Source organism: Paenibacillus sp. J22P165 (genome assembly GCF_059692015.1).
In genome coordinates this window covers 538,716-562,582 of the sequence record NZ_JCAUAP010000005.1, presented here as the reverse complement: position 1 = coordinate 562,582, position 23,867 = coordinate 538,716, and the positions used below count along the sequence as shown (strand labels likewise).

Here is a 23,867-nt window from a genome sequence, read left to right as displayed (position 1 = left end):
GATGATGGCGGAAGGGATCCACGCGTTCCCATCTCGAACACGACCGTTAAGCCTTCCAGCGTCGATGGTACTTGAACCGCAGGGTTCTGGGAGAGTAGAACGTTGCCAAGCATTGTTCCCTGATAGCTCAGTTGGTAGAGCACTCGACTGTTAATCGAGTTGTCACAGGTTCGAGTCCTGTTCGGGGAGCCATTTATTTTTCAAAAACCAGGCCTTTTTATGGAGAGGTGTCCGAGCTGGCCGAAGGAGCACGATTGGAAATCGTGTAGGCGTCACAAGCGTCTCGAGGGTTCGAATCCCTCTCTCTCCGCCATAAGAACTTTCATTGTAGAATTGCCTGTTTACGAGGCCCGTTGGTCAAGTGGTTAAGACACCTCCCTTTCACGGAGGTAACAGGGGTTCGAGTCCCCTACGGGTCACCATTTATTCTTAATCCCATGGAGGCTTAGCTCAGCTGGGAGAGCATCTGCCTTACAAGCAGAGGGTCGGCGGTTCGATCCCGTCAGCCTCCACCATTTATTTTATCAGATGAGATTCGGATGTCTTGAGTTTCTCTGGGAATAATAAAATATCATGCTAGTAACGTCGCGGGGTGGAGCAGCCCGGTAGCTCGTCGGGCTCATAACCCGAAGGCCGCAGGTTCAAATCCTGCCCCCGCAACCAACCTCTTACCAAGAGGAGTATTACATAGTGTGGAGCTGTGGTGTAGTGGCCTAACATGCCTGCCTGTCACGCAGGAGATCGCGGGTTCGAATCCCGTCAGCTCCGCCATTTTTTTATTACAAGCCATGAGTCATTAGCTCAGTTGGTAGAGCACCTGACTTTTAATCAGGGTGTCGTAGGTTCGAATCCTACATGACTCACCATTTGCCTTATTTACAGCATGCGCGTATGGCGGAATTGGCAGACGCACTAGACTTAGGATCTAGCGGGCGACCGTGGGGGTTCAAGTCCCTCTACGCGCATCCAAACAAAAAGAGCTTTCTTTTATCCTTTAACGAGGATCGAAGAAAGCTCTTTTTTTCGTACAAAGATGTCTAATTTTTGGTTGACATTGATTATTATTATCACTAATATCAAGAGTAGTGATATACGCGAAATGGCGGGAGGAGATCGCATTTGAAAACGATTAAATACTGCTGCAGAAATGAGAAATTCGGATCCAAACAAATATATAAATCCATAAAGAATGAATTTCCTGATTTGAAGCAGAAGAAGAAAGACTGCCTTGGCAATTGCAGACATTGCAAGAAAGAGTGTATTGCGATGATCGGGAAGAAGAAACTACTTTGCGCGGAGTCACCTGATCATTTGTATGCTCAGTTAAAGGAAATCATCTCGGCATCTAAAGCCAAAAGCGTGATGGCTTGAACATAGATCTATTAAAATTATTACTTCCGTTTGTATTTCTATGCACAATTCTGGTAATCTTGTATGTATGGGGAATACGCAAGAGATAACCATACAGAAAGGTGTGTGCACAGATGTTAAACGATACACTAACAGAAGCGCTAAACGAACAGATGAATTATGAGTTTTACTCCGCGCATGTCTACTTGGCTATTGCTGGTTATTGCGCTGCGGAAAGCTTGGATGGGTTTTCGAACTTTTTTAAAGTACAAGCAGAAGAAGAGAAATTCCATGCAATGAAAATTTTCAAGTTTATTAATGACCGTGGGAAAAAGGTCAGCTTTGCTGGCATGAATACACCGGTGAACCAGTACGAATCGATTTTGGATGCATTTGAGCATGCTTATCTGCATGAGCAAGAAGTAACGAAACGTATCTATCACCTGTCTGACTTAGCGTTGAACGATCGAGAGCATGCGACGATGCAGTTTTTGAAATGGTTCATTGATGAGCAGGTAGAGGAAGAAGCGATGTTCGACAGCATTATTAATAAATTGAAACGCATTGACAAAGATAGCAATGCCTTCTATATGTTGGATGCCGAATTTGCACAACGCTCGTTTACCCCACCAGCTGCGGAATAATTACATATCCTTTTCAAGAGACAAAAACTTACCTGTTTCGCATATTGTTGCGAGAGGTAAGTTTTTTCTGTTTGTTGACATAGAGGTGTCAGGGTTTATTAAGTATACTAAAAAGAAAAAGAGAGGAAGTTCATCATGGATAAATTAGATTTAGCTAAAACCTATAAAACTTACTATACGGCTCCGACCAAGCCTCAAGTTGTTGAATTTGAACCTATTTCTTATGTCACGATCGTAGGGAAAGGGGACCCCAATGGTACGGCCTTCGCTAGCGCAACAGAAGCGCTTTATACGGTCGCTTATGGTGTTAAGGGCTATTGTAAGAAGGCTGAGCAAGATTTTACTGTACCGAAGTTAGAAGGGCAGTGGTGGGTGGATGGTGATCCTAGAACAGCATTAGAGGTGCCAAGAGAGGATTGGCATTGGAAGCTGTTGATTCGGATGCCTGTGTTTGTAACGGCGGAGCTCGTGGAAGAAGCACGTAGTGCTGCATTAGCGAAGAAGAAGGAGCTTAAGGTTATTGCGGATGTAAGATATGAAACTTTGCATGAGGGACTCTGTGTCCAGATGCTGCACGTAGGCCCGTATGCGACAGAACCAGAAACACTGGCACAGATGGAGCATTTCATTTCACAAGAGCATCTCAGCTACCGTGGACTCCATCATGAGATTTACTTATCAGATCCGAGGAAGATTGATCCTGCCAAAATGAAAACGATATTACGGTATCCAGTTCAAGCGATAGAAGTGGTGAAGGGGTGATTTTTGCTGTAAAATAGAAGATAATGTCGAGAACGGTGGGAGTGAGTACGGATGCGCATACGTAAAATGGCTGCAATTGGACAAGCTGTGGTTGTCCTCGTGATCTTATTAGGTTTGCTGTATCCGGCACCTGCCGCCCACGCTTCTTGGTTAGATCGGATCAAAGATATTTATCAATTACCAAGCAACGTAGAGCAGATTCAGAAGGATTACGACGCTACGAAGCAGCAATTAGAAGAACAGAAGGACAAGCTATCGGAGGCTGTCAGACAATCTAAAGAAATTGAAGAACGACTTTTGAGCCAGAATGAAGCGCTTAAGAAGGACAACGAGCAATTGCAGGAACGCTTGAAGGCCATGGAACAAGTTGCCTTAGACAAAGATAAGCGTAATCGTAAAATTACCTACATGGTCATTACGGCAGCGGCATTAGTAGTAGGCTATTTCTTGATTGGACGTGTATTTCGTTTCTTCGTATGGCAGAGAAGGAAGCGTGGCATGCGCTAGCAGGAGCGGCAAGGGGGTTGTGTGGTTTGGAGATTATCTATGAAAATGCAAGCTCACAAGCCAGGATGGCTACGCTGCAGCTTATAAAGGGAGAGGCTGTGCATATTCTGCACCCGAACCAAATTGTTGCATTTCAGGGTAGGCCAGAGCAGCGTGAGGATGCACTAATGAAGCTTCCTAGCATGTATAGGAAGAAGCGGTTAATCCAATCACGCATACTCGGTCCTGGGCGTGTGCTAATGGGGTTGCCAGAAGCGTATAGTTTGGCTGTTGTACCTTTGGAAGCGGATGACGATCTATTGTTTGAATTTCGACATGTGCTGTTCTATACGGAAGGTGTGACGTTTACAACGCATCTACAGAGTGTGAAGAACACGTTGATCACGCAAGATTTAGTTAAAATGCAGTTTCACGGCCCTGGTAATCTAGGTTTACTAACAGCTGGCCCTATCCATCACATGGCCCTAGATCCTGTTGAGCCCTTGTATGTTGATGTCCATTGTCTTGTAGCCTACCCGCGGCAGGCTAAGCTGCGCCTCTGTGTATACGGCAACACACTGGCGAGCCAACATATGAATTATCACTGGGAGATAACGGGGCATGGTCACGTACTCATGCAGCCTTGTAAGCCTGATCCCAAATTGGATGAGCATATGAAATCAGATAGTTTGCTGCGGCGCATAGCGCGAGAAGTTCTACCATTTGGCGGCGTTTTCATAAAATAATAAAAAAATATTAAAAATAGTTGCATTTGTTTTGAATACCTGATATATTATTCCTTGTCGCCTCAGAGAAACACTTGTTGAGCGAAAGAGAAATGATACCGTGCGGAAGTGGCTCAGCGGTAGAGCATCGCCTTGCCAAGGCGAGGGTCGCGGGTTCGATCCCCGTCTTCCGCTCCAATATTTGCGCCCTTAGCTCAGCTGGATAGAGTATTTGACTACGAATCAAAAGGTCGGGAGTTCGAATCTCTCAGGGCGCGCCATTTATACTTTATTCACACTTCGGGACGTAGCTCAGCTTGGTAGAGCACCTGCTTTGGGAGCAGGGGGTCGCATGTTCAAATCGTGTCGTCCCGACCACTTCGTTATTTTTAATATGCGGGCGTAGTTTAATGGTAGAACTTCAGCCTTCCAAGCTGATCGCGCGGGTTCGATTCCCGCCGCCCGCTTACGAGCAAGAGAAAAGGCCACCTTCGGGTGGTCTTTTTTTGTTTATATGAATTTTCGAGTAGCGAAGTATTCCCTTTTTAATGATTACACGTGGGTTATGGCGTGAGGTGTTGCTCCTTGCGCTGGTGCAGGCACAAGCATCGGAGTTAGCCATAGGAATTCCTGCCCAATAGATTAACTGGATTTTCTGCAGCTAATTCAAGTGAAATCATCTCATTTTGCAAATTAACTGGATTTCCTCCCGTTATTTCAGGCGAAATTCGCCTAATGGGACATTCCTAACAAAATTAGATGTAGATAATCCAGTTAATCTCCACAAGGGCTAGTTTTACACGGATATAGATGTAGATAATCCAGTTAATCCCCAAGAGCTACCCAATCTGGGAACTCAAGAATCGAGGCACGCCACCGTGCAAGAATGAAGGCGCAGACGGGTAGAGCGCGCAGGGGTTCGAATATCAACGAAGGAAGAACTAATCTTCAAATTTCCGATAGTCATACTCGTATATCTAGGTTAAAATGGGAAAAACATGAAAAGGGGACTTACCGAAATGAACGCAATTGAAAATCGTATTCAAGGGCTACATAATTATCATTCGGAGTTAACGGCGCCCACTGATCTGGCTGCATTCTGGGAGCGCGCTTACGCGGAAGCTACAGAAGGAGCGTCGTATACAAGAGAGTCGGTGCCATCAAATTTTGTACAAGCAGAAGTGAATAAGATCGTTTTGCGAGGTGCTGCGGAAACACCGATCCATGCTTGGTTGTTACTGCCTGCAGAGAGCAAGTCTAAGAAGGTGCCTTGTATTGTTACATTCCCGGGCTATACAGGCTCCAAGGGAAGACCAGAGGATCATGCAGCCTGGTTGCTTATGGGCTATGCGGTACTTGCGGTTGATGTACGCGGGCAAGGCGGCGATAGTGGTAATCTGCTGCCACAGGAGACAGGCATGACGAAGGGATGGATTTCACAGGGGATTCTCGATGCGGAGACGAGCTATTATCGAGCGGTTGCGATCGATTCCTTACGTGCTGTGCAATGTGCGTTAGAGCAGCCAGAGATCGACAGTGAGCGAGTATTCGTAAATGGTGGAAGCCAAGGCGGAGGGATTGCCTTACTCGTTACTGCGCTTGAGAAGCGCATTCGGGCAACCATTGCCCATGTACCGAATCATTGTCACATGGATCTAGGCTTGTTGAATTCGGTTAGCTCACTCAGCGAAGCGGCTGATCTGGTTACCCGGTTCCCAGAATATCTGCCTAATGTACTGAAAACGGTTTCTTACTTCGATATCATGAACCTAGGTGATCGTATTATGCAGCCTGTTCACATTTCGGTAGGATTGAAGGATACGTGTTGCTTACCAGAAGCGATATTTGCTGCCTATAACCGAATTGAATCCCCAAACAAATCGATTAAAGTGTATCCCTTCATGGGGCATGCGACACCTCCTGGGTCCCATGCAGCGGCACATGCCTTTTTCTCAAAATGGTAAGGACTGAAACAAGTGTCGAGTAAAGATGACTATACCCTACCTTTTCCGAGATCTTATTGATCCGAAAGGTAGGGTTTTTGTCCATGTGAACTGAGGTGTCGTTCATCTAGCTCCATAGGGAAGTAAGAAACGGCCCAGTTGGATAACCTAAAACCAACATGAAGGGAGGTGCTGACAGATGGTCAATGAGGATTCGTTTGAAGAGGTATTCGAGCTGATGAATGCCGCTTTTCCAGAAACGGAAATAAGAACGTATGAGGGTCAGCGGGCGCTTTTACCTCATCCTAGTTACAGAATCGATGTTGAGAGAGATGCCCAGGGGCAATTGCTCGGCTTTTTGGCCAGTTGGAACTTTAGCACATTTCGATTTGTAGAACATATTGCTGTCAATGTTGCCATAAGAGGTGGTGGGATTGGTAAGCGAATGCTGATGAAGTACATAAGTAGTGCAAGCACGCCAATTGTACTTGAAGTAGAGCTTCCAACTACCTCAGATGCGACGCGGAGAATTGAATTCTATAAGCGCTGTGGTTTTCATTTGAACCTTTTTTCTTATGCACAGCCTCCACTGCGAGAAGGGCAAGCCATGCTTCCTCTCAACATCATGAGTTATCCGAGTCCTTTAACTGAAAGTGAGTTTAATCCCTGTAAGGAGATCCTGTTTACAGAGGTGTACAGGCAGCCAGTAGGCTACGTCTGAAGCATTTTGAAGACAGTTACTCTGAAAAGAGTAGCTGTTTTTTGTGCTTTTCGGCCTAAAAGGAAACACTTACCATCGTGCAAAAGTTGTCAAGCTAAAACGAACTGTGCTAGTCTAACATAGACAAAAAATGCCGAATCTCGGAGCATCGAAAGCTCCGGTACGGGGGACTTCTTTATTTGGGGTGAATGAATGCTCAGTTAGTCTAGTTTTAGGCTAATGGGGCTTACTAGGGAAAACCTCTTCCCGAACCCGTCAACTAACCTCGGAGGCTTCAAGGAGGCACAACGTTTTGAAACTTTTTACTAAAAGCTTTATTTGTTCATGCGCTATTTTAGGCGCAGCCATTACACTGTTCGCCGCGCCATCCGCGCATGCGGCAACGGATTCTTCTTCGGTGAAGGTTCAAGTTAACGATGACTTGGTGCAGTTCCCAGAAGTACAGCCTTTTATTGATAAGGCAGGTACACTCCAAGTGCCACTTCGCGTGTTGTCGGAGAAGTTAGGTTATCAAGTGGATTGGGCGAAGCAAGGCGATGAAGTTGTCGTCACACTCATGAACAAAGAGCAATCCATTCAACTTACTACTGACGAAGAGAAAGCGATCGTGAACAGTAAGTTAGTTGAACTAGAGAGCAGTCCTACGTTGCTTGAGGGAAGTACCTATGTTCCACTACGTTTCATTACAGAGACGTTTGGCTCTGAGATTGCGTGGAACGATGCGAATAAAATCGCCATCGTAGAACAAGACGGTAAAACTCATAAGCCAGCATGGATTGCACCCCCACCCGCAGCCCTAGCAGCTCCAGTGGCCAAGGTCGTTCAGTCATCCGTTTCAGCTCAAATTATTCAAGCTGCAACGACTTTTAAGGGGACGCCTTATCGATGGGGAGGAACGACACCCAAGGGCTTCGATTGCTCTGGATTCGTTCGTTATGTATACGAGGCCAAAGGCATTGAGCTGCCACGCACCTCCGTGCAAATGTACGATCAAGCAGGGACAAGAGTGACGGATTTGAAAGCGGGAGATCTTGTTTTCTTTGCTTCAGGTATTGTCAATCATGTGGGCATTTACATCGGAAATAATCAATTCATTTCCTCAACAACATCCGTTGGTGTGACGGTTGATAGTCTCGCTAGCTCCTATTGGGGCTCAAGATATGTAGGTGCAAAACGCGTACTATAAGACAGTTACTCAATATGGTATATGCAGGGTGAATAAGAGCGTATGTTCGCTGTGTCTTTCGCAAATGAAAGCATAGCGGCGGATGCTCTTTTTTTTGCGCGAAAATCTGCGATTTTTATCGAAATTTTGAGGATTATAGCCTATAATGAGAAAATGGTTGGAAGAAAGTAGGTGACGCGTACGACATGCAAGTTAGTGTCTGGAAAAGCTGGTTTCATAAAATTAAAATGTCGGGTCGAACAGATCGCATGTACAACGTGGAAACAGGTCCTGCCATTCCGGAAGACATTCGGGTCGTGATTAAGCAATTTTTTCATACGTATAACCATTTCAAAGGGGCAAGGCAATTCCAAACGGATACTTTTATTAAAGAAGTATTCTATGCAACGAAACAAGATCCGAAGGATCACCGCTCGATAGATGAGATGGAAAATTATATCCAGAGCAAGAACGTCAACCGTTTACGACTGAAATCGTATGTGATTGATGAATATCTGCGAATTGGTGAAAAGGTATGTATGATTGGTGTGACGCGGGAATTTAGCAATGCGCATCGAAATCGTGTGCTTTATTTTATCGTACAGGAAGAAGGCGCTTGGCGGTTTCATCATATCGTGAGATCACATCATGGGAAAATTATCGAGAAGTTTCAGGTGAAAGAACAGGTTGGATTTGTAGTTGGGGATGATAAGGTAGCGTTGCTCTTTCTAACACATGCAGATTCAGCGGATGCTTCCACGTTTATGTTGGGGGATTATGTACATACGGAAGGCTATTTGGAAGTGGAACAAGAGGTAAGCGGTCAGCTCTATTATCGGATTGTTCGGATGAATCGCGTACATTAAGAAGGTATAAGTCAGGATACAAGCGGCATGAATAGGCTTTGCTCTGTCGAGTAACGCTTATTTGGTGTGCGTGCAATTGGCGGTAGGCAAGTGGACAGGGTGCATCACCTTATGAAACAATAGAACTATCATTCATCAGGTAAAGATTATGTGCAACATGCTTGGAAGGGAGGCAAAGATGGAGAATGAACCATTGGAACTGCAGGCGCAGTTTTGGAAAAAGGTTAATGGTGAACAGTTAGGGCAGCTTCTGCAACAGATCGCGTTGAGCACGGAGTTGAAGCCAAGTGAGTTGGCTTTTGTGTGTATCGGGACCGATCGTTCAACTGGCGATTCACTAGGTCCACTCGTTGGCAGCAAGCTTGCAGAGCTAGGTTATCCGCATGTTATTGGTACGTTAGCGGCACCGTGTGATGCCAGTAACTTGGCAATTCGCTTGCAGGAAATTCCACCGAATGTCGTGGTGATTGCAATAGATGCTTGTTTGGGACAAAAATTAAGTGTGGGCTTATACCAGTTGTCGAACCAGCCGTTGGCACCGGGGAAATCAGTTGGTAAGGTGTTACCAGCTATTGGTGACTATACGATTGCTGCGATCGTGAATGTCGATGGACCAAGGCAGTATAATGTGCTGCAAACGACTTCGTTATATCATGTATTGCGAATGGCAGATGAAGTAGTTCGTGCAATAGCCTATGCAATTCCTTTGTAGCTGAGGGCAGCAAAGAGGAGAAAGATCGGAGTGATATGTGAGTGATAGGACCAGGAGGACCAGGGGGAATGGGGCGGCTGTCCGACCGGAATCGACCCAAGGCCAAGTTGAAGGATGTATCGATACGAAGGATTTTGCTATTGTTCAAAAGGTATTGGGGACAAATTATGGTGATTATTGGCTTGGCGCTGCTTGCGGCAGTGATTGGGCTTATTCCACCACTCGTTATGAAAGAAATTATTGATACAGCGATCCCGCAAGGGCGTGTAAAACTGCTGTCGGTTATGGCACTGCTGATGATTCTGTTGCCTGTGCTTAGCGGTGTGCTTGGCGTATGGCAAAACCATCTGAATACCAAAGTAACCCAAGGGGTTATTCGGGATTTAGGACAGTCTTTGTTTGTTAATTTGCAGCGGCAGTCGATGGCGTTCTTCACAGACGCGCGCTCAGGCGAAATTGTGCAGCGGATCACTGGCGATGTGCAATCGGTACAGAGTGTGGTGACATCCATTGTGGTCTCCTCCATCACGCAGATTGTTATCGTATTCACGACGATAGGCATTTTGTTTGCGCTAGATTGGAAGTTGGCGATCATTTCGGTATTGATATTGCCGCTTTTTGTGCTGCCTGTAAAAAAGGTTTCCCAGGTAAGGAAAGTTTTGCGGCTTGAAACGCAAAAAGTGCGCTCGGAAATCACCTCGCAGCTGAATGAGAACTTCGGTATTTCGGGTGCGTTGTTGACGCGGATTTTTGGCAGAGAAAAGCAGCAAGAGCAAGAATTTACGAAGATGAATCAAAAGGTGATGGACCTCGAGCTGCGCCTCAATTTAGTCGGCCGTTGGTTTGGGATGGCTACGAATACGCTTGGGCCGTTAGGCACGGCCATTATCTATATCTATGGCGGATACTCCGTTATCAACGGGGATATGACCTTAGGATCGATCGTCGCGTTTACGGCGTATTTGGGAAGGTTGTACATGCCTGTAGGCACACTGCTGAATCTGCAAGTTGAGGTCGCGACGGCACTTGGTGTATTTCAACGGATCTTTGAGTATCAGGACATGGTGCCTGATGTCATGGATGCCGAGGGAGCACGCCAGTTAGGAACGGTTGCAGGGCGCGTGAGTTATAAGCAGGTGTCTTTTGCTTATAAGTCGGGGGAACCGCGTGGTAAGGGAAGTGTGGGGGAGCTAGAAGTAGGGAAGCGTAGGAAGCCGGCGGAAGTTGGCGAGCAGGGTAGAGCGGAAGAATTCGCAGTCGGGCTCAGCGAGAAAGTGGAGGAGAGAAGAGCAGAGCAGAAGGGAAGATTGGAAGAGCGAAGTGCAGAGATGAGAGGAAGGGCCGTGGAGCTGGGCGGAGTTGGCGAGAGAGGGAAGTCGGTGCAGTATGCACTGCGCGACGTCACCTTTGAGGCGCAGCCTGGTGAGATGGTCGCGCTCGTGGGACCAAGCGGCGCTGGGAAGTCGACGCTGATCGGAATGATCGCGCGGCTGTACGACCCGACAGCCGGCGTTGTCGAGGTCGACGGCGTCAACGTCCGCGACGTGGGGTTAGCGTCGCTGCGCGCGCAGATCGCGTATGTGACGCAGGAGTCTTTTCTGTTCCACGCGACGATTGGCGACAACCTGCGCTTTGCGCGGGAGGACGCTACGCGTGAAGAGATGGAGGCCGCTTGTCGGCAGGCCTACATCCACGATTTCATCGTGTCGCTCCCCGAAGGGTACGACACGATGGTCGGAGAGCGCGGCCACCGGCTCTCCGGTGGCGAGCGTCAGCGGATCGCGATTGCTCGCGCGATCCTGAAGCGCCCGCGCATCCTCATCCTCGATGAGGCGACGTCGCACTTGGACTCGGAATCCGAGTCCTATGTGCAGGCGGCGCTCGAGGAGCTGATGCAAGGGCGCACGACGCTCGTGATCGCGCACCGGCTCTCCACGGTGCTGGCCGCCGATCACATTCTGGTGATCGAAGCGGGCAGTGTCGTGGAGCGAGGCACGCATAGCGAGCTGCTCGCACTGGAAGGGCTGTACGCACGGCTGTACAGCACGCAGTTCGCCAAGGCTGCCGAGGAGGCAGCGAAGGGCGGCTTAGCGTAGTCGCGGAAACGTAGGGAATAAGGCCCGAAAGGGACCTTATTCCAGTGCAAACCACGCACAGCGTGGAAATAGCGCCCCAAAAGGGCGCTAAAACCGAGCGCCGCCCGCTGAACGGGCGACTACACAAAAAAGGGATATTCCCCGGTCAATGGACCAGAGGGAATATCCCTTTCTTTGTTACTCCACCCGAACGTTCACCTGAGGAGCGGGAGCTCCCGTGGGTTCCGCCAACGCTGCGGGATCCAGTTTGGTTTCCTCGCGCAGTAAGTAGCCGAAAAACAAAACGTAGTAGGACACGATGATGAAGAAAACGCCAGCGGTGACAGGGTCCTTTGTAAACTGAGAGAAATCAGCGGGTGTAAAGGTAGTCGTTGAACCTGTCGACAGGGCAACAGCTGCGTAGCGGTACGCGATGCGGCCTAGGAAGAGAACGAGCACGGTGACTTCAACCCAGAGATGGGTGCGATAATACCAGCCATCGCTCCGATGCTCGAAGCGGGTATGGCGGATTGCCGTCCGCCCAAGCAACGCACCGCCAGCAAGTCCGATCAGATAGCCGATGAAATGGATGGGGTGCACGAAGCCCAAGAGGAAAATGATAACCCCGAGGAGGCTAAACAAGGACAGACGAAAGATGAGTCTGCCACGGGAAAGCTTTTGAAAGCCAATGGTGCGCTTCGCCCGTCGATAAATAAAAAAACCAAAGATAAGAAACGGAATCACATAATGCAAAGAGTCCTGCAGGGGAAGCACCTCCAAACCTGTCATTGTATATGTCCATATTGTAGCAAATTTGGACGGCCCATCGTGAGAAATGTTATTCCGTTTACAAAATGTTGTCATACACTTAATAGTAGTTCGATAAACTTACTATTACACACTCTAAGTGCCGCAAGGAGTTGACGGTAAATGGCTCTGATCACTCATGTTAATGTATGTAACGCAGTTAATGAAATTTACTGTTGTCTTCGTAATAAAATCGTGAAACTGGACGCACAGCAAAAGGAGCAATTTTGCAGTGGTTGTAAAATGTTCGCAGGTGGTGCAGCGGGCTACGAGCTAGGCGTTTCTTGTGTGTGGGAGGACATGCGAACCGTAAGTAATCCGCATGTGGTCTTAGATCCCGCCCAAGAGTTTAAACATAATCAAATTCGCCAAGTGCCGCCCGAGGGTCCGGCCTTATTTGTATATACACCCAGATGGTAAAACATATCCTATTTGATTTTGACGGGACACTTGTCGATTCTAGGGCGCTTTTGGTTAAGCTTTACAATGAAATGGCCATCCAACATCGTTTTCGCCCAATCCGCGAACAGGACTTAGGCCCTTTACGCTCGATGTCGATTTCTGAACGCGTAGATCGCTTAGGGGTGCCTGTGCTCCAAATTCCTAAGCTGATGGTGGCAGGGCGACAACTGTATCACGAGAATATTCGATCCCTGCAGATTGTTCCTGGTATGAAAGAGGTTGTTGCGAAGCTTTCCGCACAAGGCGTCAAGAGCTCGATTCTTTCTTCCAATTCAGAAGCAAATATCCGGCTGTTTTTGCGAAAGAATAAGCTGGAGGGTGCATTTAAGGAGATCATTTCAGCGAAGCATATTTTCGGCAAGCATCACTCCATTCGCAAAGTAATGAAGCAGTGGGGAACCACGCCTACGCGCATGATTTATGTTGGCGATGAAATACGAGATATTGAATCCTGTAAGAAGTTAGGTGTGCCAATCGTAGCTGTGACATGGGGATATGATTCTCCTCAGCTGCTGCACAGCGGAAATCCAGACTATATGGCCAACACGCCTGGGGAGCTATACCGCACGTTAATGAGTCTAACTTGAGGGACAACAGTATCGATAGGCAGGGGGCCGCCACAGGATGACTGGGGGGGCTTTTTATGTTGACCTTAAGGGGGAAAACGTAGAATTAACAGTTGTCCGTTCTTTTCAAGTAAAATAAGAGAGCAAGGCGAAGGAAGGAATGGGGGTTTAGCATGTTATTTTATTCAATTATTATAGTAATTACAGCCGTCGATCAATTGTCTAAGTATTGGATACGCTCCGTGATGACGGTGGGTGAATCTATGCCATTTTATAAAGATATAATCACATTTACGTATTATCAAAATAGCGGGGCAGCTGGCAGTTCGCTGCAGGGGTGGGCTCCTATACTCGGCGTTCTGGCCGTTCTCATTGTCGCAGGAATTTGGTGGTATCGTAAAAAAGGGGGCTTTCCAGGCTCGTTAAAACAAAGTGCAGCTGCCTTTCTTGTTGGTGGAGCCATTGGTAACGGAATTGAACGTCTGCTATTCGGGAAAGTCACCGACTTCATCGTTTTTCACTCCGGAAATGGCATTATGAATCTAGCTGATCTTGCCATTAATTTGGGTGTTGTGCTGTATGTGGTGGATATGCTTTGGGCACAGCGGGGCAAATGGAAGGGGAATCGGAAGAATCCGCAAATTTCATAGGTATTTATACCCTTGTATGTAAGGGTTGATATGGAACTTAAGAACTATTTGTGGTATCCTTCAAGAAGAAGTATGTTATTTGGAGGGATGGTCACATGAAACCGGATCGACAACTACTTGTTGATGAGTTTTTTGCGATGATTCGAAAGTTGAACCGAACGGGTTCCGATATTATGCATGTGAGAGAATTTTTCTGGCGATCGTCTGAAATTCGCGGGCTCATTCCGCCAACTGTTGAGTTTATGACGGTTCTCAAAGCATATAATGCGGTGCTTTTTCACGAGTTTCGTAAATCATTAGTGCCCCATACAAGCATGCATATCTTAGCCAATGTACATATGGAAGCAGGAGATGCGCTGGTTAGCTTGGGGATCACAACATTAGAAGATCTTGAATTAGCGGTTAAAGGCAAGATATTAACCAAAACTTAACATAGTTACAAACATGCCGATACCGGTGCTTAGAGGAAACATAATTTTAGAACTCAGTCGCTCATCCTCGAAGTACGCAATAGAAGCATTCTCATAGTGCAAAAGCCCAAGCGAAGTCGCTTGGGCTTTATGCTTGGTATTAGTCGTCTTTCTTCTGCTGAAGGGCTGCAAGCAGCTTGTCTGCGAGTGAGTTCCCAACGCCGGCAGAATCGGAGAATTGCTCGATCAACTGGCGATTGGCCTTGGCTGTAGCCTTGCGACCGCCGCCTCCCTTAGAATCGCCATCAATTTTCTCAACGACATTGCAGGGACGGCATTGAAAATATTTGCCTGCTTTACCCGTGTGAATTTCCATCTTCTTATGGCACTGTGGGCATCTATGATTCGTTAATTGTCCGTCAGCTTCACGCTTATAGGAGCATTCCCGACTGGAGCAAACCAGATAACGTCCTCGTTTGCTTTTGACTTCCTGAAGGAACTCACCGCAGTCGGGGCATTTGCTGCCGGTCAAATTATGCGGCTTGTACGCAGCCGAGCTGTGTTTGACCTCGTCGACCAGCTCGGCTGCTTTCTTGCGAATGCCGCTGAGAAAGGCTTCCATGCTCCCTTTGCCTTTGGAGATGCGTTCAAGTTCCTGTTCCCAGCGTGCCGTAAGCTCAGGTGAACGCAGCTCTTCGGAAGCAAGCTCGATGAGCTGTGTGCCTTTGCCAGTAGGAATGAGCAAGGAACCTTGGCGCTCGATCGTATCAGAGGACACAAGTTTCTCAATGATGTCTGCGCGAGTCGCAGGTGTACCGAGACCGAATTTTTCCATCTGCGATAGCAGAGAAGCTTCATTATGGCGAGAAGGCGGCTTCGTTTGGCGGCTAACTTGGCGAACGTTGCGAGCGGTAACGGTGTCTTTCTCAGAAGCTTCTGGCAGCAATTGTCCGGAATCTTCCTCGGAATCATTGTCTTCGCGATCAGGATCGCTGAAATCGGTGGCACCATAAACCTCTTTCCAGCCTGCTTGTTTAACGACCTTGCCTGAAGCGTAGAGCTTCTCACCAGCGATATCGATGGTTAATTTCGTTTCATCGTAGCGACAAGGACCGCTGAATAAGGCTAAGAAGCGGCGAAGAATCAAATCATAGAGTCGACGTTCATCTGCACTTAGCGTTGCAAGTGAAATGGCTTCACCTGTTGGGATAATGGCATGGTGATCGCTGACTTTGGAGTCGTCGACAATCCGTTTCGTGATGGTTAGTGGCTTACGGATAAAAGGTGCCGCAAGCGCCGCATAAGGACCGATAGCAGCACCTTTCAAACGGCCGAGCAAAGTTGGAACCATATCTGAGGTCAGATAACGCGAATCAGTCCTCGGATAGGTAACTAGCTTATATTGCTCGTAAAGCCGTTGTAGAACATTGGACGTCTGTTTAGCAGAGAAGCCAAATTTTCGGTTCGCATCACGCTGCAGCTCTGTCAGATCATAAGCCAGCGGATGAGGGATCTGCTTCTCGGTTTTATTTATCTGCACGATGCGGCCGTTGTGGCCTTGCAGCTTGGCTTTCAAGCTATCTGCGCGCTCGCGGTCCCATATGCGCGAGTCGCCGGTCTTCGGGTCCCGCCACTGGGCGCGGAAGGACCCGAGTTCGGCTTCGATCAACCAGTAGTCGACGGACCGGAAATCTCGGATTTCCGCCTCACGGTTGATCATCATGGCGAGCGTGGGCGTCTGCACACGCCCAGCGGATAACGACGCGCCGAACTTGCTGGTCAGCGCGCGGGTTACGTTGAGGCCGATCAGCCAATCGGCCTCGGAACGACAGACGGCTGCTTGATACAGCCGATTATAGTCGGTGCCAGGCTTCAGCTGCGCGAAGCCTTCGCGAATGGCCTGATCCGTCTGCGACGAGATCCAAAGCCGTTTGAACGGCTTCTTCCAGCGGATCAGCTCCATAATCCAGCGCGCGACGAGTTCACCTTCGCGCCCCGCATCCGTTGCGATGACCAGCTCCGACAGGTCACCTCGACGGCTGAGATGCTCGATGGCACGAAACTGCTGCGAAGTTTCTTTCATGACTTTGAGCTTCATTTTGCCAGGGATAATGGGTAGATCTTCAAGGTTCCACGTCTTGTATTTGGGATCGTAATCATCGGGTTCAGCGAGGGTAACAAGGTGGCCGAGTGCCCACGTGACAACATATTTGGGGCCTTCGAAATGGTGTTTCTGATTCTGGTTACAGCCCAGCACGCGAGCAATTTCTTTGGCTACACTTGGTTTTTCGGTCAGTACGAGAATTTTCATTGGGCGAATTACCTCTTTTCTACATACAAAATAGCATAAGCGATTGAGAAGTACTTTTCAAACTAGAGGTTTTTCGAAGTATTCGTACGATTTTACTGGGAATTAGCGAAATTTGTCTGTTTTTGTCCTCGTATAAGGTATAATGCAGATATATAGAATAGAGGGGGAAACCTCAATGGGGCACATGTTTTCTCTTTTTACCAATCATACCATTAAAATAAGACTGCAACTCTGGATCAGCGGTATCATATTGGTGCTGGCGTTCTCGATCATTATTCCTTTTTACTTTATAGAGAAGGGCAATCGAATCGAGGAGGCTGGGGTTCAACTTAACCAAGTGATCGCTGTGCAGAGTTTATATATTGAAAGTTGGAATCAGGAAAAGCTGGATACCATTAAACGCTTCGCACTTTCAGATAACGCCAAGTTCCATCGCATCGGTGATTTGAAACGGGAATTTCAGGATTATGCGAAAGTGAAATCTGAATTTTATTCGATTACCTTTGTGGAACCTGACGGCTATATACGTTCAAACTCGACACAGATCTATGTAGGTGATCGGGAATATTACGCGCGCGGCAAGGAAAAGAAGAGTTTTGTTTCAGGTGTTGTCATGTCCAAAGAAAATGGTACACCTATGATTACATACTCATCCCCCGTGCTAGGCGATCATGGTGAATTCAAAGGAATTGTACTTGGTGTTGTCACGCTAGAAATGCTGAATAAATTGATGTCACGGCTCAGCTTCGGGGATACGGGGGAAGTCTATGTGCTTGACGGGAAGGGCAATATTGTAACAGCCTCCAAGCGTATGGAGAATCATCCCCTCCCCCAAGGAATTACATCGGTAATTTATCAACGTGCCTTGACGAATCGTACGGTGGATAATGCGTATATTGGCTTCCGAGGTGAGAGTGTCTATGGAGAATATCGTTGGTCGCAAGAGAAGAACTGGCTTGTTGTTGGGGAAATTACGAAGAAAGAAATTTTTCAGAAGCTAAATGAATTAAGCGTGACGATTATTGTCAGCTCGTTGATTGCCCTACTGCTTAGCGTAGCAGCTGCGGTGCTGATTGCATCTAAGATAGAAAGGCCGATCCGTTATTTGTTGCGTGCTACGAAAGTTATTCAAAAAGGGAATTACGATTACCAGATCAACGCGGATAAGATAAAAAGAGCACCTGTGGAGCTGCGTCAATTAGTCGTGACATTTAACCTTATGTCCGATCGTTTAAAATCATATATTTCGTTATTAGAGCATTCGGCATGGATGGATCAATTAACAGAGGTTCATAATCGACGTTATATGATGCTTGAAGGAAACAAGCAACTGCAGACGTGCATTTACTCAGGACAGACTTGTTCCGTCTTAATGATGGATATTGATCATTTTAAGAAAATTAATGATACGAATGGTCACTTGGTTGGCGATGGCGTTCTGCATCATGTTGCGAGTATTTTGAAACGGTATGCGGGAGAGGATGCGATTGTAGCAAGGTATGGCGGTGAAGAGTTTATTCTTTTGTTATTGCGAAAGGATGCGCAGGAGAGTGCTGCTTTAGCTGAAGAAATACGTGAGGTTTTAAAAGAGGAACCCTACAGAAAAGAGTCGCTAACTGTCAAAATAACGGCAAGCATTGGAGTCGCAGAATACTCACCGACCTTGGAATACGGAACGATGGTGCTGGAAGATATGGTTTCTAGAGCAGACCATGCGTTATATCGTGCAAAGGCAAGAGGAAGAAATCGTGTCGTAGTGGATAGCAAAAGGTTGTATGATGAAGATGATCATGTATAAATATGACGCTGGAGGCGCGCTATGAAAGGGAGAACGGCGATTGTTGCAGGAGGAACGGGCTTAGTCGGCAAGGAACTGATCAAACAGCTACTGAACGATCCAGACTATGAGAAGGTTATTGCCTTAGTGCGTAAGAAGATGGATGTGGAGCAAACGGGTGGACAAAGTAAACTAGAGCAGCGAGTGATTGATTTCGCTAAACTAAGTGAGAATCTGAAGTCATCGGAGTTTGCGCATGCCCATGTCTTCTGTACCTTAGGAACGACGATTAAAAAGGCAGGCTCAAAACAGCAATTCCGCAGAGTGGATCGCGACTATCCCCTTATGTTGGCTGAAGTGGCAAGCAAGGGACAAGCAGATAGCTTCGCCATTGTGACAGCGATGGGTGCCGATCGTACCTCTTCCTTTTTCTACAACCAGGTAAAGGGGGAAGTGGAAGATAAGCTGCGAGGAATGCGGCTTCGTGCACTTCACATGCTTCGTCCTTCACTCATTCTTGGCAACCGAGGGGAGTTCCGACTGGGCGAGAAGATTGGGAGCATCCTGTCGATAGCGGTAACGCCACTGATGACGGGACGCCTTCGTAAGTATCGCCCCATTCATGCGCATACGATTGCAACGGGCTTAATTCGAGCCGCGAAGTCGGGGAAAACGGGTGCTCAGGTGCTGAATTCCGATCGGATTGCCGCAATAGCTGGAAAGTGATCCGCGAGCGCTTGAGAACAAGCCTACAGAGCCAATTAAGCTAGAAAGGTCGTCTATCCTCCCAATTTGAATCGGGAGTGGTACTCGGCCTCTCTTTTTGATAAGATTAATGTCGTTCATTATTGATGTTCTAAATGATTATAGAAAGAAGGTTCACACCATGATTGATCATATTGTCCTTGTAAAATTTGGTGAAACAACAACGCAAGAGCAGCTGCAAGAGGTTGTTGATCGTTTTAAAGCACTACGTCCACATCTAACCGGTATCGTTGATATCCAAGCAGGTCTTAATTTTTCTGAGAAAAATCAAGGTTTTCAAGTCGTACTATCCGTTCGCTTTGAAGATAAAGCAGCCTTGGCTGCATACGGGCCAAACCCTGAGCATCAAGCTGTAGCAGCGTATATCCGTGAAGTTGGACGTGTAGACAGTCTGATTGTGGATATCGAGATTTAAGTGTAAACGTTAAACCGATTCCAAATGTTTGGCATTTACAAAATATTTAAATATTCATAGCTTTAAATTAACACTACTCCTCTATGCTGGAAGAGCATATTCCAATAAGAGGGGTGTTTGTGTTGAAAAAAATGATGAAAACTGTGGTTGGCGGGGCAATGGCTGGCTTACTACTCGTAGCAGGATTAACGCCTACTTACGCATTGGCAGAAACAACGGATCTTCCATTACGTAAGACGATTGAAGGAATGGAAGGCAAAGTGACTTGGAATGACAAGGATCGTTCTGTTCAAATTCAAGTTGGCGGCGTACAAGCATTAGTGAAACTGGATTCCACTGAGGCTACTTTTCAAGGGAAATCCATTCAATTGGATAAAAAGCCGTACCTGATCGATGGTTCTGCACAAATAAGCAAAGATGCATTCAAAACAATTCAGAATGAAGTTATTAAACTTCAAAATAAAACAGGTTTGGAATTGCTCACAACGTATCAAATGCCGAATAAAAAGGCTGAGATCTCAACGTCTACGCCTGATGGTAAAACGTTAATCGTTACCCAGGCAGATTTGGGCAGCATCGCATTGGTATCCATTGAGAACCTAGCAGCCGTGTCGGTTAAGAAAGAGATTAGCTTTTTGGATCTTTCCAAAGAAGCTGAAGTGACGAGTGTCGTGAGTACACCTGATGGCAAGTACGTACTTGTAGGTGTTCGCGCTGGCGACAACGTAAATGTAGCAAATAAAGGTTACTTAGCTGTTGTGGATATTGAGAAACAAGCGACAGTTAAGACCTATGAAATCGGCGTAGGCCCAGATTCCGTTACCATCTCTAGCGATGGTAAATACGCTGTGGTGTGTAATGAGGATGAAGAGATCGATCCTGCTACAGGTGAAATTGATATGAAGAGCGTCAAGCGTCCAGGTTCGATATCCATTATCGAGTTCCCGAATGGTGACGTCTTGAAAGGTGTACATACGGAGCTGAAGATTGATTTAACGCAAGTAGGTGGCGGCGTGACTTATCCGAAAGATCCGCAACCGGAGTATGTAGCGATCAGCCCGGATAACTCAAAAGCTGCAATTACCCTGCAAGAGAATAATGCGATCACTATCGTTGATTTAGCTTCCAAAAAAATTATCAATACGTTCGGTTTAGGGGTAACAAAGCATAAAGCTGATTTGAAGAGCAATGGTGAAGTATCGATTACCGAAGATATGACGGCGCGCCCTGAAGCGGACGGGATTGTATGGTCTTTGGATGGGAAGTATGTGATTACAGCCAACGAGGGCGATTTAGGTAAGGATGAGTTTAAAGACGGCGTTAAAGCGGGCGGACGCAATATTATGGTGTGGGATTTACAAGGTAAAGCCATCTATGACAGCATGGAGCTCATTGATCGAATGGCAGCTCAAGTCGGTGTGTATCCCGATAGCAGAAGTGCTAACAAAGGCAGCGAAGTGGAGAACTTAACTATTGGACTTATCAATGGTAAGCCGATGCTCGCAGTAGCCTCTGAGCGTGCGAGTGCCATCTTGTTTTTTGACGTTACAGATGTAACAAAGCCAAATTACTTGGGCTTATTGCCATCCGGCGGCGAGTCACCAGAGGGTATCCTTAAAGTAAGCGGAAAGAACTTATTTGTAAGTTCAGATGAAGTATCTGGAACGCTTAGTTTCTATGGCGTGAAGTAATAAAGTGTTGAGAGAGCCTATGCCAAGATGTTGGCATAGGCTCTTCGACATGTCATGAGGGAATGTCACTCTGACTGATTGCCTCTAAGTTCCTTACGATAGACCGAAGGCGCAGAACCGCTCCATTTGTGAAACTGCTTGGAGAAGTAGAGCGCATCGTTAAAGCCCACGGACGAGGCAACCTGATCGATCGTCATGGCTGTTCGTAACAGCTGCTTAGCTCTTTCCATACGGATGTTGAATAAATACTGCATAGGGGACAAGCCGGTAGATTGTTTGAACATTTTGCATAAATAGGTTCGATGATAACCCAGGTTGCGAGCGAGATGCTCGATAGAAACAGCTTGGGTGTATTGCAGCTCTAAGTAGCGGATGGCTTGGCCAATTTGGCGCTTAATATCGGTTTCTGCCGTATGTTTAACGGAAATATGGTGTGTATTCACACGGCCAAGTTCACGTAGAAGCAAGCGCAGCCAGCCTTCGGCTTCCAATTCATCCAACTGGGGGAAATCGCTTTGGCGAAAGGAGGAGCGAATATGGCGATAGTAGTGCCTAATTGTTCGTGGCGTGCTGCCAGATATAACAGCTTGCTCGGGTGACATGCCGATTTGTGCAAGTGTTGTGCTTGCGGCACGGCCGGTAAAAGCAACCCATGTATAGTGCCAAGGCGTATTGGCATCTGCGGTGTAGGTGAACAGCTCACCTGGATAAATTATGAAGGTATCCCCTGCCTGGCAGTCATAGGTTTGTCCACACATTTCAAAAGTACCCTTTCCCGCATGTACGGTATGAATCAAAAAATAATCATGAACAGCGGGTCCCGTTTTGTGGAGCGGGAAAGGTCTGCCTTCACCGCTAAAAAGCACGGACAGTTCAAGGTTACTATGAAGGGGGTTAATACTTACTGAGAAATAGGTGTGCTCTGGAATCATAGAAGCCTCGCTGTGTTTTTATTTTGAGCGTACCCTATTAAACTACAAATGTCCATATTGGAGTTGTTTCAATCCATATTTTTCAAACCGAGCATGCGCTATAGTAAAGATATGAAATAGATGAACTATTGGAGGAGAATCTCACATGTCCAAAATTACTTTTTTAGGTGCAGGAAGCACGGTTTTTGCGAAAAATGTACTCGGTGATTGTTTGCTTACACCCGCATTACAAGGCTTTGAAATCGCTCTCTTTGATATTGATCATGAACGGTTGCAAGACTCGGCAAATATGTTGAATAACATCAAGAAGACGAGTGGAAGCACATCCATTATTAAATCGTATACAGACCGCAAAGAAGCGCTTAACGGTGCTAAATATGTGGTAAATGCGATCCAAGTAGGTGGTTATGATCCATGTACGATTACGGATTTTGAAATTCCGAAAAAATATGGTTTGCGTCAAACGATTGCCGATACGGTTGGTATTGGTGGTATTTTCCGCAACTTGAGAACGATTCCAGTGATGCTGGATTTTGCTGCGGATATTCGTGAGGTGTGTCCGGATGCTTTGTTCCTTAACTACACGAACCCAATGGCTGTATTGACGAATGTGATGAATACGTATGGCGGTGTGCGTACAGTAGGTCTATGTCACAGTGTGCAGGCTTGCGTGCCGGAGTTGTTTAAGCATTTGGAAATTGATCAAACAGGTGTGAAAGCGAAAATCGCGGGTATTAACCATATGGCATGGTTGCTCGAGGTATCCAAAGATGGCGTTGATCTCTATCCGGAGATTAAGAAGCGTGCAGCTGAGAAGCAAAAAGAGAAGCACAAGGATATGGTTCGCTATGAAATGATGTTGAAATTCGGTCACTATATTACGGAATCTTCCGAGCATAATGCTGAGTATCACCCGTATTTCATTAAACGGAGCTACCCGGAGTTGGTGGATCGTTTCAACATTCCGCTGGATGAGTATCCGCGTCGTTGTGTCAATCAAATCAGCAAATGGAAACAAATGCGCGAGGATCTTGTGAACGATGCGAACCTGACGCATGTGCGTTCACATGAGTATGCTTCGTACATTTTCGAGGCGATTGAGACAGATGTTCCGTTCAAGATCGGTGGTAACGTGATGAACACCGGCTTAATCACGAACTTACCGCGCGAAGCGTGTGTCGAAGTGCCGTGCTTGGTAGATCGCAATGGCGTTACACCTACCTATGTAGGCGATCTGCCTCCGCAGCTAGCGGCGTTGAACCGTACGAACATCAACACGCAGTTGTTGACGATTGAAGCTGCGATTACACATAAACGTGAGCATATTTATCATGCTGCGATGCTAGATCCGCACACAGCTGCTGAGCTGTCGATGGATGATATCGTCGCGATGTGTGACGAGATGATTGAGGCGCATGGCACATGGCTGCCTGAGTTTAAATAATGGTTGAGGTCGCGGGGGCGGTTGTGCCCCGCGGCTTTTTTTGTGGGTAAGGGTGGGGAGAGGATAGGAAGGATAGATTGAGTAGAAAGAGTAGGAAGGACTCGTCCCGCCACAAACCGCCCCAACTTTCCCATCGTCAAAAAACGCCCAACCTAACAATCCAAACTCTACAAAACTGCAAAAGTGCA

The 23,867-nt window shown here is 46.9% G+C and carries 23 protein-coding genes, 12 tRNA genes, 1 rRNA gene and 1 riboswitch; of the genes, 33 read left to right on the top strand and 3 right to left on the bottom strand.

Going from position 1 to position 23,867, the window contains the following annotated elements:
- The 24 genes from rrf to AC58QM_RS15100 all read left to right on the top strand — a co-directional run.
- Positions 1 to 111, top strand: a 5S ribosomal RNA gene (gene rrf / locus AC58QM_RS15215); the annotation flags it as partial.
- A gap of 5 nt (positions 112 to 116) precedes the next feature.
- Positions 117 to 192, top strand: a tRNA-Asn gene (locus tag AC58QM_RS15210).
- Positions 193 to 221: 29 nt separating this feature from the next.
- Positions 222 to 313 (top strand) — tRNA-Ser (locus tag AC58QM_RS15205).
- Between the two features lie 34 nt (positions 314 to 347).
- Positions 348 to 422, top strand: a tRNA-Glu gene (locus tag AC58QM_RS15200).
- A gap of 17 nt (positions 423 to 439) precedes the next feature.
- A tRNA-Val gene (locus AC58QM_RS15195) sits at positions 440 to 515 on the top strand.
- A gap of 71 nt (positions 516 to 586) precedes the next feature.
- Positions 587 to 663, top strand: a tRNA-Met gene (locus AC58QM_RS15190).
- Positions 664 to 694: 31 nt separating this feature from the next.
- A tRNA-Asp gene (locus AC58QM_RS15185) sits at positions 695 to 771 on the top strand.
- Positions 772 to 790: 19 nt separating this feature from the next.
- A tRNA-Lys gene (locus AC58QM_RS15180) sits at positions 791 to 866 on the top strand.
- Between the two features lie 19 nt (positions 867 to 885).
- A tRNA-Leu gene (locus AC58QM_RS15175) sits at positions 886 to 965 on the top strand.
- A 154-nt stretch (positions 966 to 1,119) separates the two neighbouring features.
- The gene (locus tag AC58QM_RS15170) at positions 1,120 to 1,371 is read left to right on the top strand and encodes a DUF1450 domain-containing protein (RefSeq protein ID WP_497285286.1); all 252 of its coding nucleotides are present in this window, start codon (positions 1,120 to 1,122) and stop codon (positions 1,369 to 1,371) included.
- A gap of 113 nt (positions 1,372 to 1,484) precedes the next feature.
- Positions 1,485 to 1,994, top strand: coding sequence for a ferritin (locus AC58QM_RS15165; protein ID WP_056620645.1), 510 nt, complete (start codon positions 1,485 to 1,487; stop codon positions 1,992 to 1,994).
- A gap of 135 nt (positions 1,995 to 2,129) precedes the next feature.
- The gene (locus tag AC58QM_RS15160) at positions 2,130 to 2,756 is read left to right on the top strand and encodes a GyrI-like domain-containing protein (RefSeq protein ID WP_497285283.1); all 627 of its coding nucleotides are present in this window, start codon (positions 2,130 to 2,132) and stop codon (positions 2,754 to 2,756) included.
- Positions 2,757 to 2,807: 51 nt separating this feature from the next.
- Positions 2,808 to 3,263: an SH3 domain-containing protein gene (locus AC58QM_RS15155; protein WP_497285281.1), complete on the top strand. Its 456-nt coding sequence runs from the start codon at positions 2,808 to 2,810 to the stop codon at positions 3,261 to 3,263.
- Between the two features lie 26 nt (positions 3,264 to 3,289).
- Entirely contained in the window at positions 3,290 to 3,988 is a 699-nt protein-coding gene (locus tag AC58QM_RS15150; RefSeq protein ID WP_497285279.1) for an AIM24 family protein, read from the top strand.
- Positions 3,989 to 4,090: 102 nt separating this feature from the next.
- Positions 4,091 to 4,165 (top strand) — tRNA-Gly (locus tag AC58QM_RS15145).
- 6 nt (positions 4,166 to 4,171) lie between these two features.
- Positions 4,172 to 4,248 (top strand) — tRNA-Arg (locus AC58QM_RS15140).
- A gap of 20 nt (positions 4,249 to 4,268) precedes the next feature.
- Positions 4,269 to 4,345, top strand: a tRNA-Pro gene (locus tag AC58QM_RS15135).
- An 18-nt stretch (positions 4,346 to 4,363) separates the two neighbouring features.
- Positions 4,364 to 4,434, top strand: a tRNA-Gly gene (locus AC58QM_RS15130).
- Positions 4,435 to 4,986: 552 nt separating this feature from the next.
- Positions 4,987 to 5,931 carry an acetylxylan esterase gene (locus AC58QM_RS15125; RefSeq protein WP_497285277.1) on the top strand — a complete coding sequence of 315 codons (945 nt, stop codon included), beginning with the start codon at positions 4,987 to 4,989 and terminating at the stop codon, positions 5,929 to 5,931.
- A gap of 178 nt (positions 5,932 to 6,109) precedes the next feature.
- Positions 6,110 to 6,631, top strand: coding sequence for a GNAT family N-acetyltransferase (locus tag AC58QM_RS15120; protein ID WP_497285275.1), 522 nt, complete (start codon positions 6,110 to 6,112; stop codon positions 6,629 to 6,631).
- Positions 6,632 to 6,752: 121 nt separating this feature from the next.
- A riboswitch (cyclic di-AMP (ydaO/yuaA leader) is annotated at positions 6,753 to 6,920 on the top strand.
- A gap of 3 nt (positions 6,921 to 6,923) precedes the next feature.
- Positions 6,924 to 7,817: a C40 family peptidase gene (locus AC58QM_RS15115; RefSeq protein WP_497285274.1), complete on the top strand. Its 894-nt coding sequence runs from the start codon at positions 6,924 to 6,926 to the stop codon at positions 7,815 to 7,817.
- Between the two features lie 185 nt (positions 7,818 to 8,002).
- Positions 8,003 to 8,662: a hypothetical protein gene (locus AC58QM_RS15110; protein ID WP_497285272.1), complete on the top strand. Its 660-nt coding sequence runs from the start codon at positions 8,003 to 8,005 to the stop codon at positions 8,660 to 8,662.
- Between the two features lie 178 nt (positions 8,663 to 8,840).
- Positions 8,841 to 9,374 carry a spore protease YyaC gene (yyaC, locus tag AC58QM_RS15105; RefSeq protein ID WP_497285270.1) on the top strand — a complete coding sequence of 178 codons (534 nt, stop codon included), beginning with the start codon at positions 8,841 to 8,843 and terminating at the stop codon, positions 9,372 to 9,374.
- Positions 9,375 to 9,442: 68 nt separating this feature from the next.
- Positions 9,443 to 11,470: an ABC transporter ATP-binding protein gene (locus AC58QM_RS15100; protein WP_497285268.1), complete on the top strand. Its 2,028-nt coding sequence runs from the start codon at positions 9,443 to 9,445 to the stop codon at positions 11,468 to 11,470.
- A 177-nt stretch (positions 11,471 to 11,647) separates the two neighbouring features.
- Here AC58QM_RS15100 and AC58QM_RS15095 read toward each other — a convergent pair whose 3' ends face one another.
- A complete protein-coding gene (locus AC58QM_RS15095) occupies positions 11,648 to 12,313 on the bottom strand; it encodes a CcdC protein domain-containing protein (protein ID WP_497285266.1) in 666 nt (221 codons plus the stop codon).
- 66 nt (positions 12,314 to 12,379) lie between these two features.
- On the opposite strand from AC58QM_RS15095, the gene AC58QM_RS15090 reads away from it, so the two are divergent.
- The 4 genes from AC58QM_RS15090 (at position 12,380) to AC58QM_RS15075 (ending at position 14,365) form a co-directional block, all read left to right on the top strand.
- Positions 12,380 to 12,676 carry a hypothetical protein gene (locus AC58QM_RS15090; RefSeq protein ID WP_497285264.1) on the top strand — a complete coding sequence of 99 codons (297 nt, stop codon included), beginning with the start codon at positions 12,380 to 12,382 and terminating at the stop codon, positions 12,674 to 12,676.
- Positions 12,670 to 13,305, top strand: coding sequence for an HAD-IA family hydrolase (locus AC58QM_RS15085; protein WP_310499540.1), 636 nt, complete (start codon positions 12,670 to 12,672; stop codon positions 13,303 to 13,305). Before AC58QM_RS15090 ends, AC58QM_RS15085 begins: the two co-directional genes overlap by 7 nt.
- Positions 13,306 to 13,457: 152 nt before the next feature.
- Positions 13,458 to 13,934: a signal peptidase II gene (gene lspA / locus AC58QM_RS15080; RefSeq protein WP_497285262.1), complete on the top strand. Its 477-nt coding sequence runs from the start codon at positions 13,458 to 13,460 to the stop codon at positions 13,932 to 13,934.
- Positions 13,935 to 14,029: 95 nt separating this feature from the next.
- Complete coding sequence (locus tag AC58QM_RS15075) at positions 14,030 to 14,365, top strand: hypothetical protein (protein ID WP_497285260.1); 336 nt, start codon at positions 14,030 to 14,032, stop codon at positions 14,363 to 14,365.
- A gap of 139 nt (positions 14,366 to 14,504) precedes the next feature.
- On the opposite strand, the gene AC58QM_RS15070 is transcribed toward AC58QM_RS15075, so the two are convergent.
- On the bottom strand, positions 14,505 to 16,655 hold the full coding sequence (locus tag AC58QM_RS15070; protein ID WP_497285258.1) for a DNA topoisomerase III: 2,151 nt from the start codon (positions 16,653 to 16,655) through the stop codon (positions 14,505 to 14,507).
- A 175-nt stretch (positions 16,656 to 16,830) separates the two neighbouring features.
- Here AC58QM_RS15070 and AC58QM_RS15065 point away from each other — a divergent pair, with 175 nt between their 5' ends.
- The 4 genes from AC58QM_RS15065 (at position 16,831) to AC58QM_RS15050 (ending at position 21,303) form a co-directional block, all read left to right on the top strand.
- A complete protein-coding gene (locus AC58QM_RS15065) occupies positions 16,831 to 18,453 on the top strand; it encodes a sensor domain-containing diguanylate cyclase (protein ID WP_497285256.1) in 1,623 nt (540 codons plus the stop codon).
- Between the two features lie 21 nt (positions 18,454 to 18,474).
- The gene (locus tag AC58QM_RS15060) at positions 18,475 to 19,158 is read left to right on the top strand and encodes an NAD(P)H-binding protein (RefSeq protein ID WP_497285254.1); all 684 of its coding nucleotides are present in this window, start codon (positions 18,475 to 18,477) and stop codon (positions 19,156 to 19,158) included.
- 160 nt (positions 19,159 to 19,318) lie between these two features.
- Positions 19,319 to 19,612 (top strand): Dabb family protein, encoded by a 294-nt coding sequence (locus AC58QM_RS15055; protein ID WP_497285252.1) that lies wholly within the window; start codon positions 19,319 to 19,321, stop codon positions 19,610 to 19,612.
- A 119-nt stretch (positions 19,613 to 19,731) separates the two neighbouring features.
- Complete coding sequence (locus tag AC58QM_RS15050; RefSeq protein ID WP_497285250.1) at positions 19,732 to 21,303, top strand: choice-of-anchor I domain-containing protein; 1,572 nt, start codon at positions 19,732 to 19,734, stop codon at positions 21,301 to 21,303.
- A gap of 65 nt (positions 21,304 to 21,368) precedes the next feature.
- Here AC58QM_RS15050 and AC58QM_RS15045 read toward each other — a convergent pair whose 3' ends face one another.
- A complete protein-coding gene (locus AC58QM_RS15045; protein ID WP_497285248.1) occupies positions 21,369 to 22,235 on the bottom strand; it encodes an AraC family transcriptional regulator in 867 nt (288 codons plus the stop codon).
- A 145-nt stretch (positions 22,236 to 22,380) separates the two neighbouring features.
- On the opposite strand from AC58QM_RS15045, the gene AC58QM_RS15040 reads away from it, so the two are divergent.
- Entirely contained in the window at positions 22,381 to 23,679 is a 1,299-nt protein-coding gene (locus AC58QM_RS15040; protein ID WP_497285246.1) for an alpha-glucosidase/alpha-galactosidase, read from the top strand.
- Positions 23,680 to 23,867 lie beyond the last annotated feature (188 nt).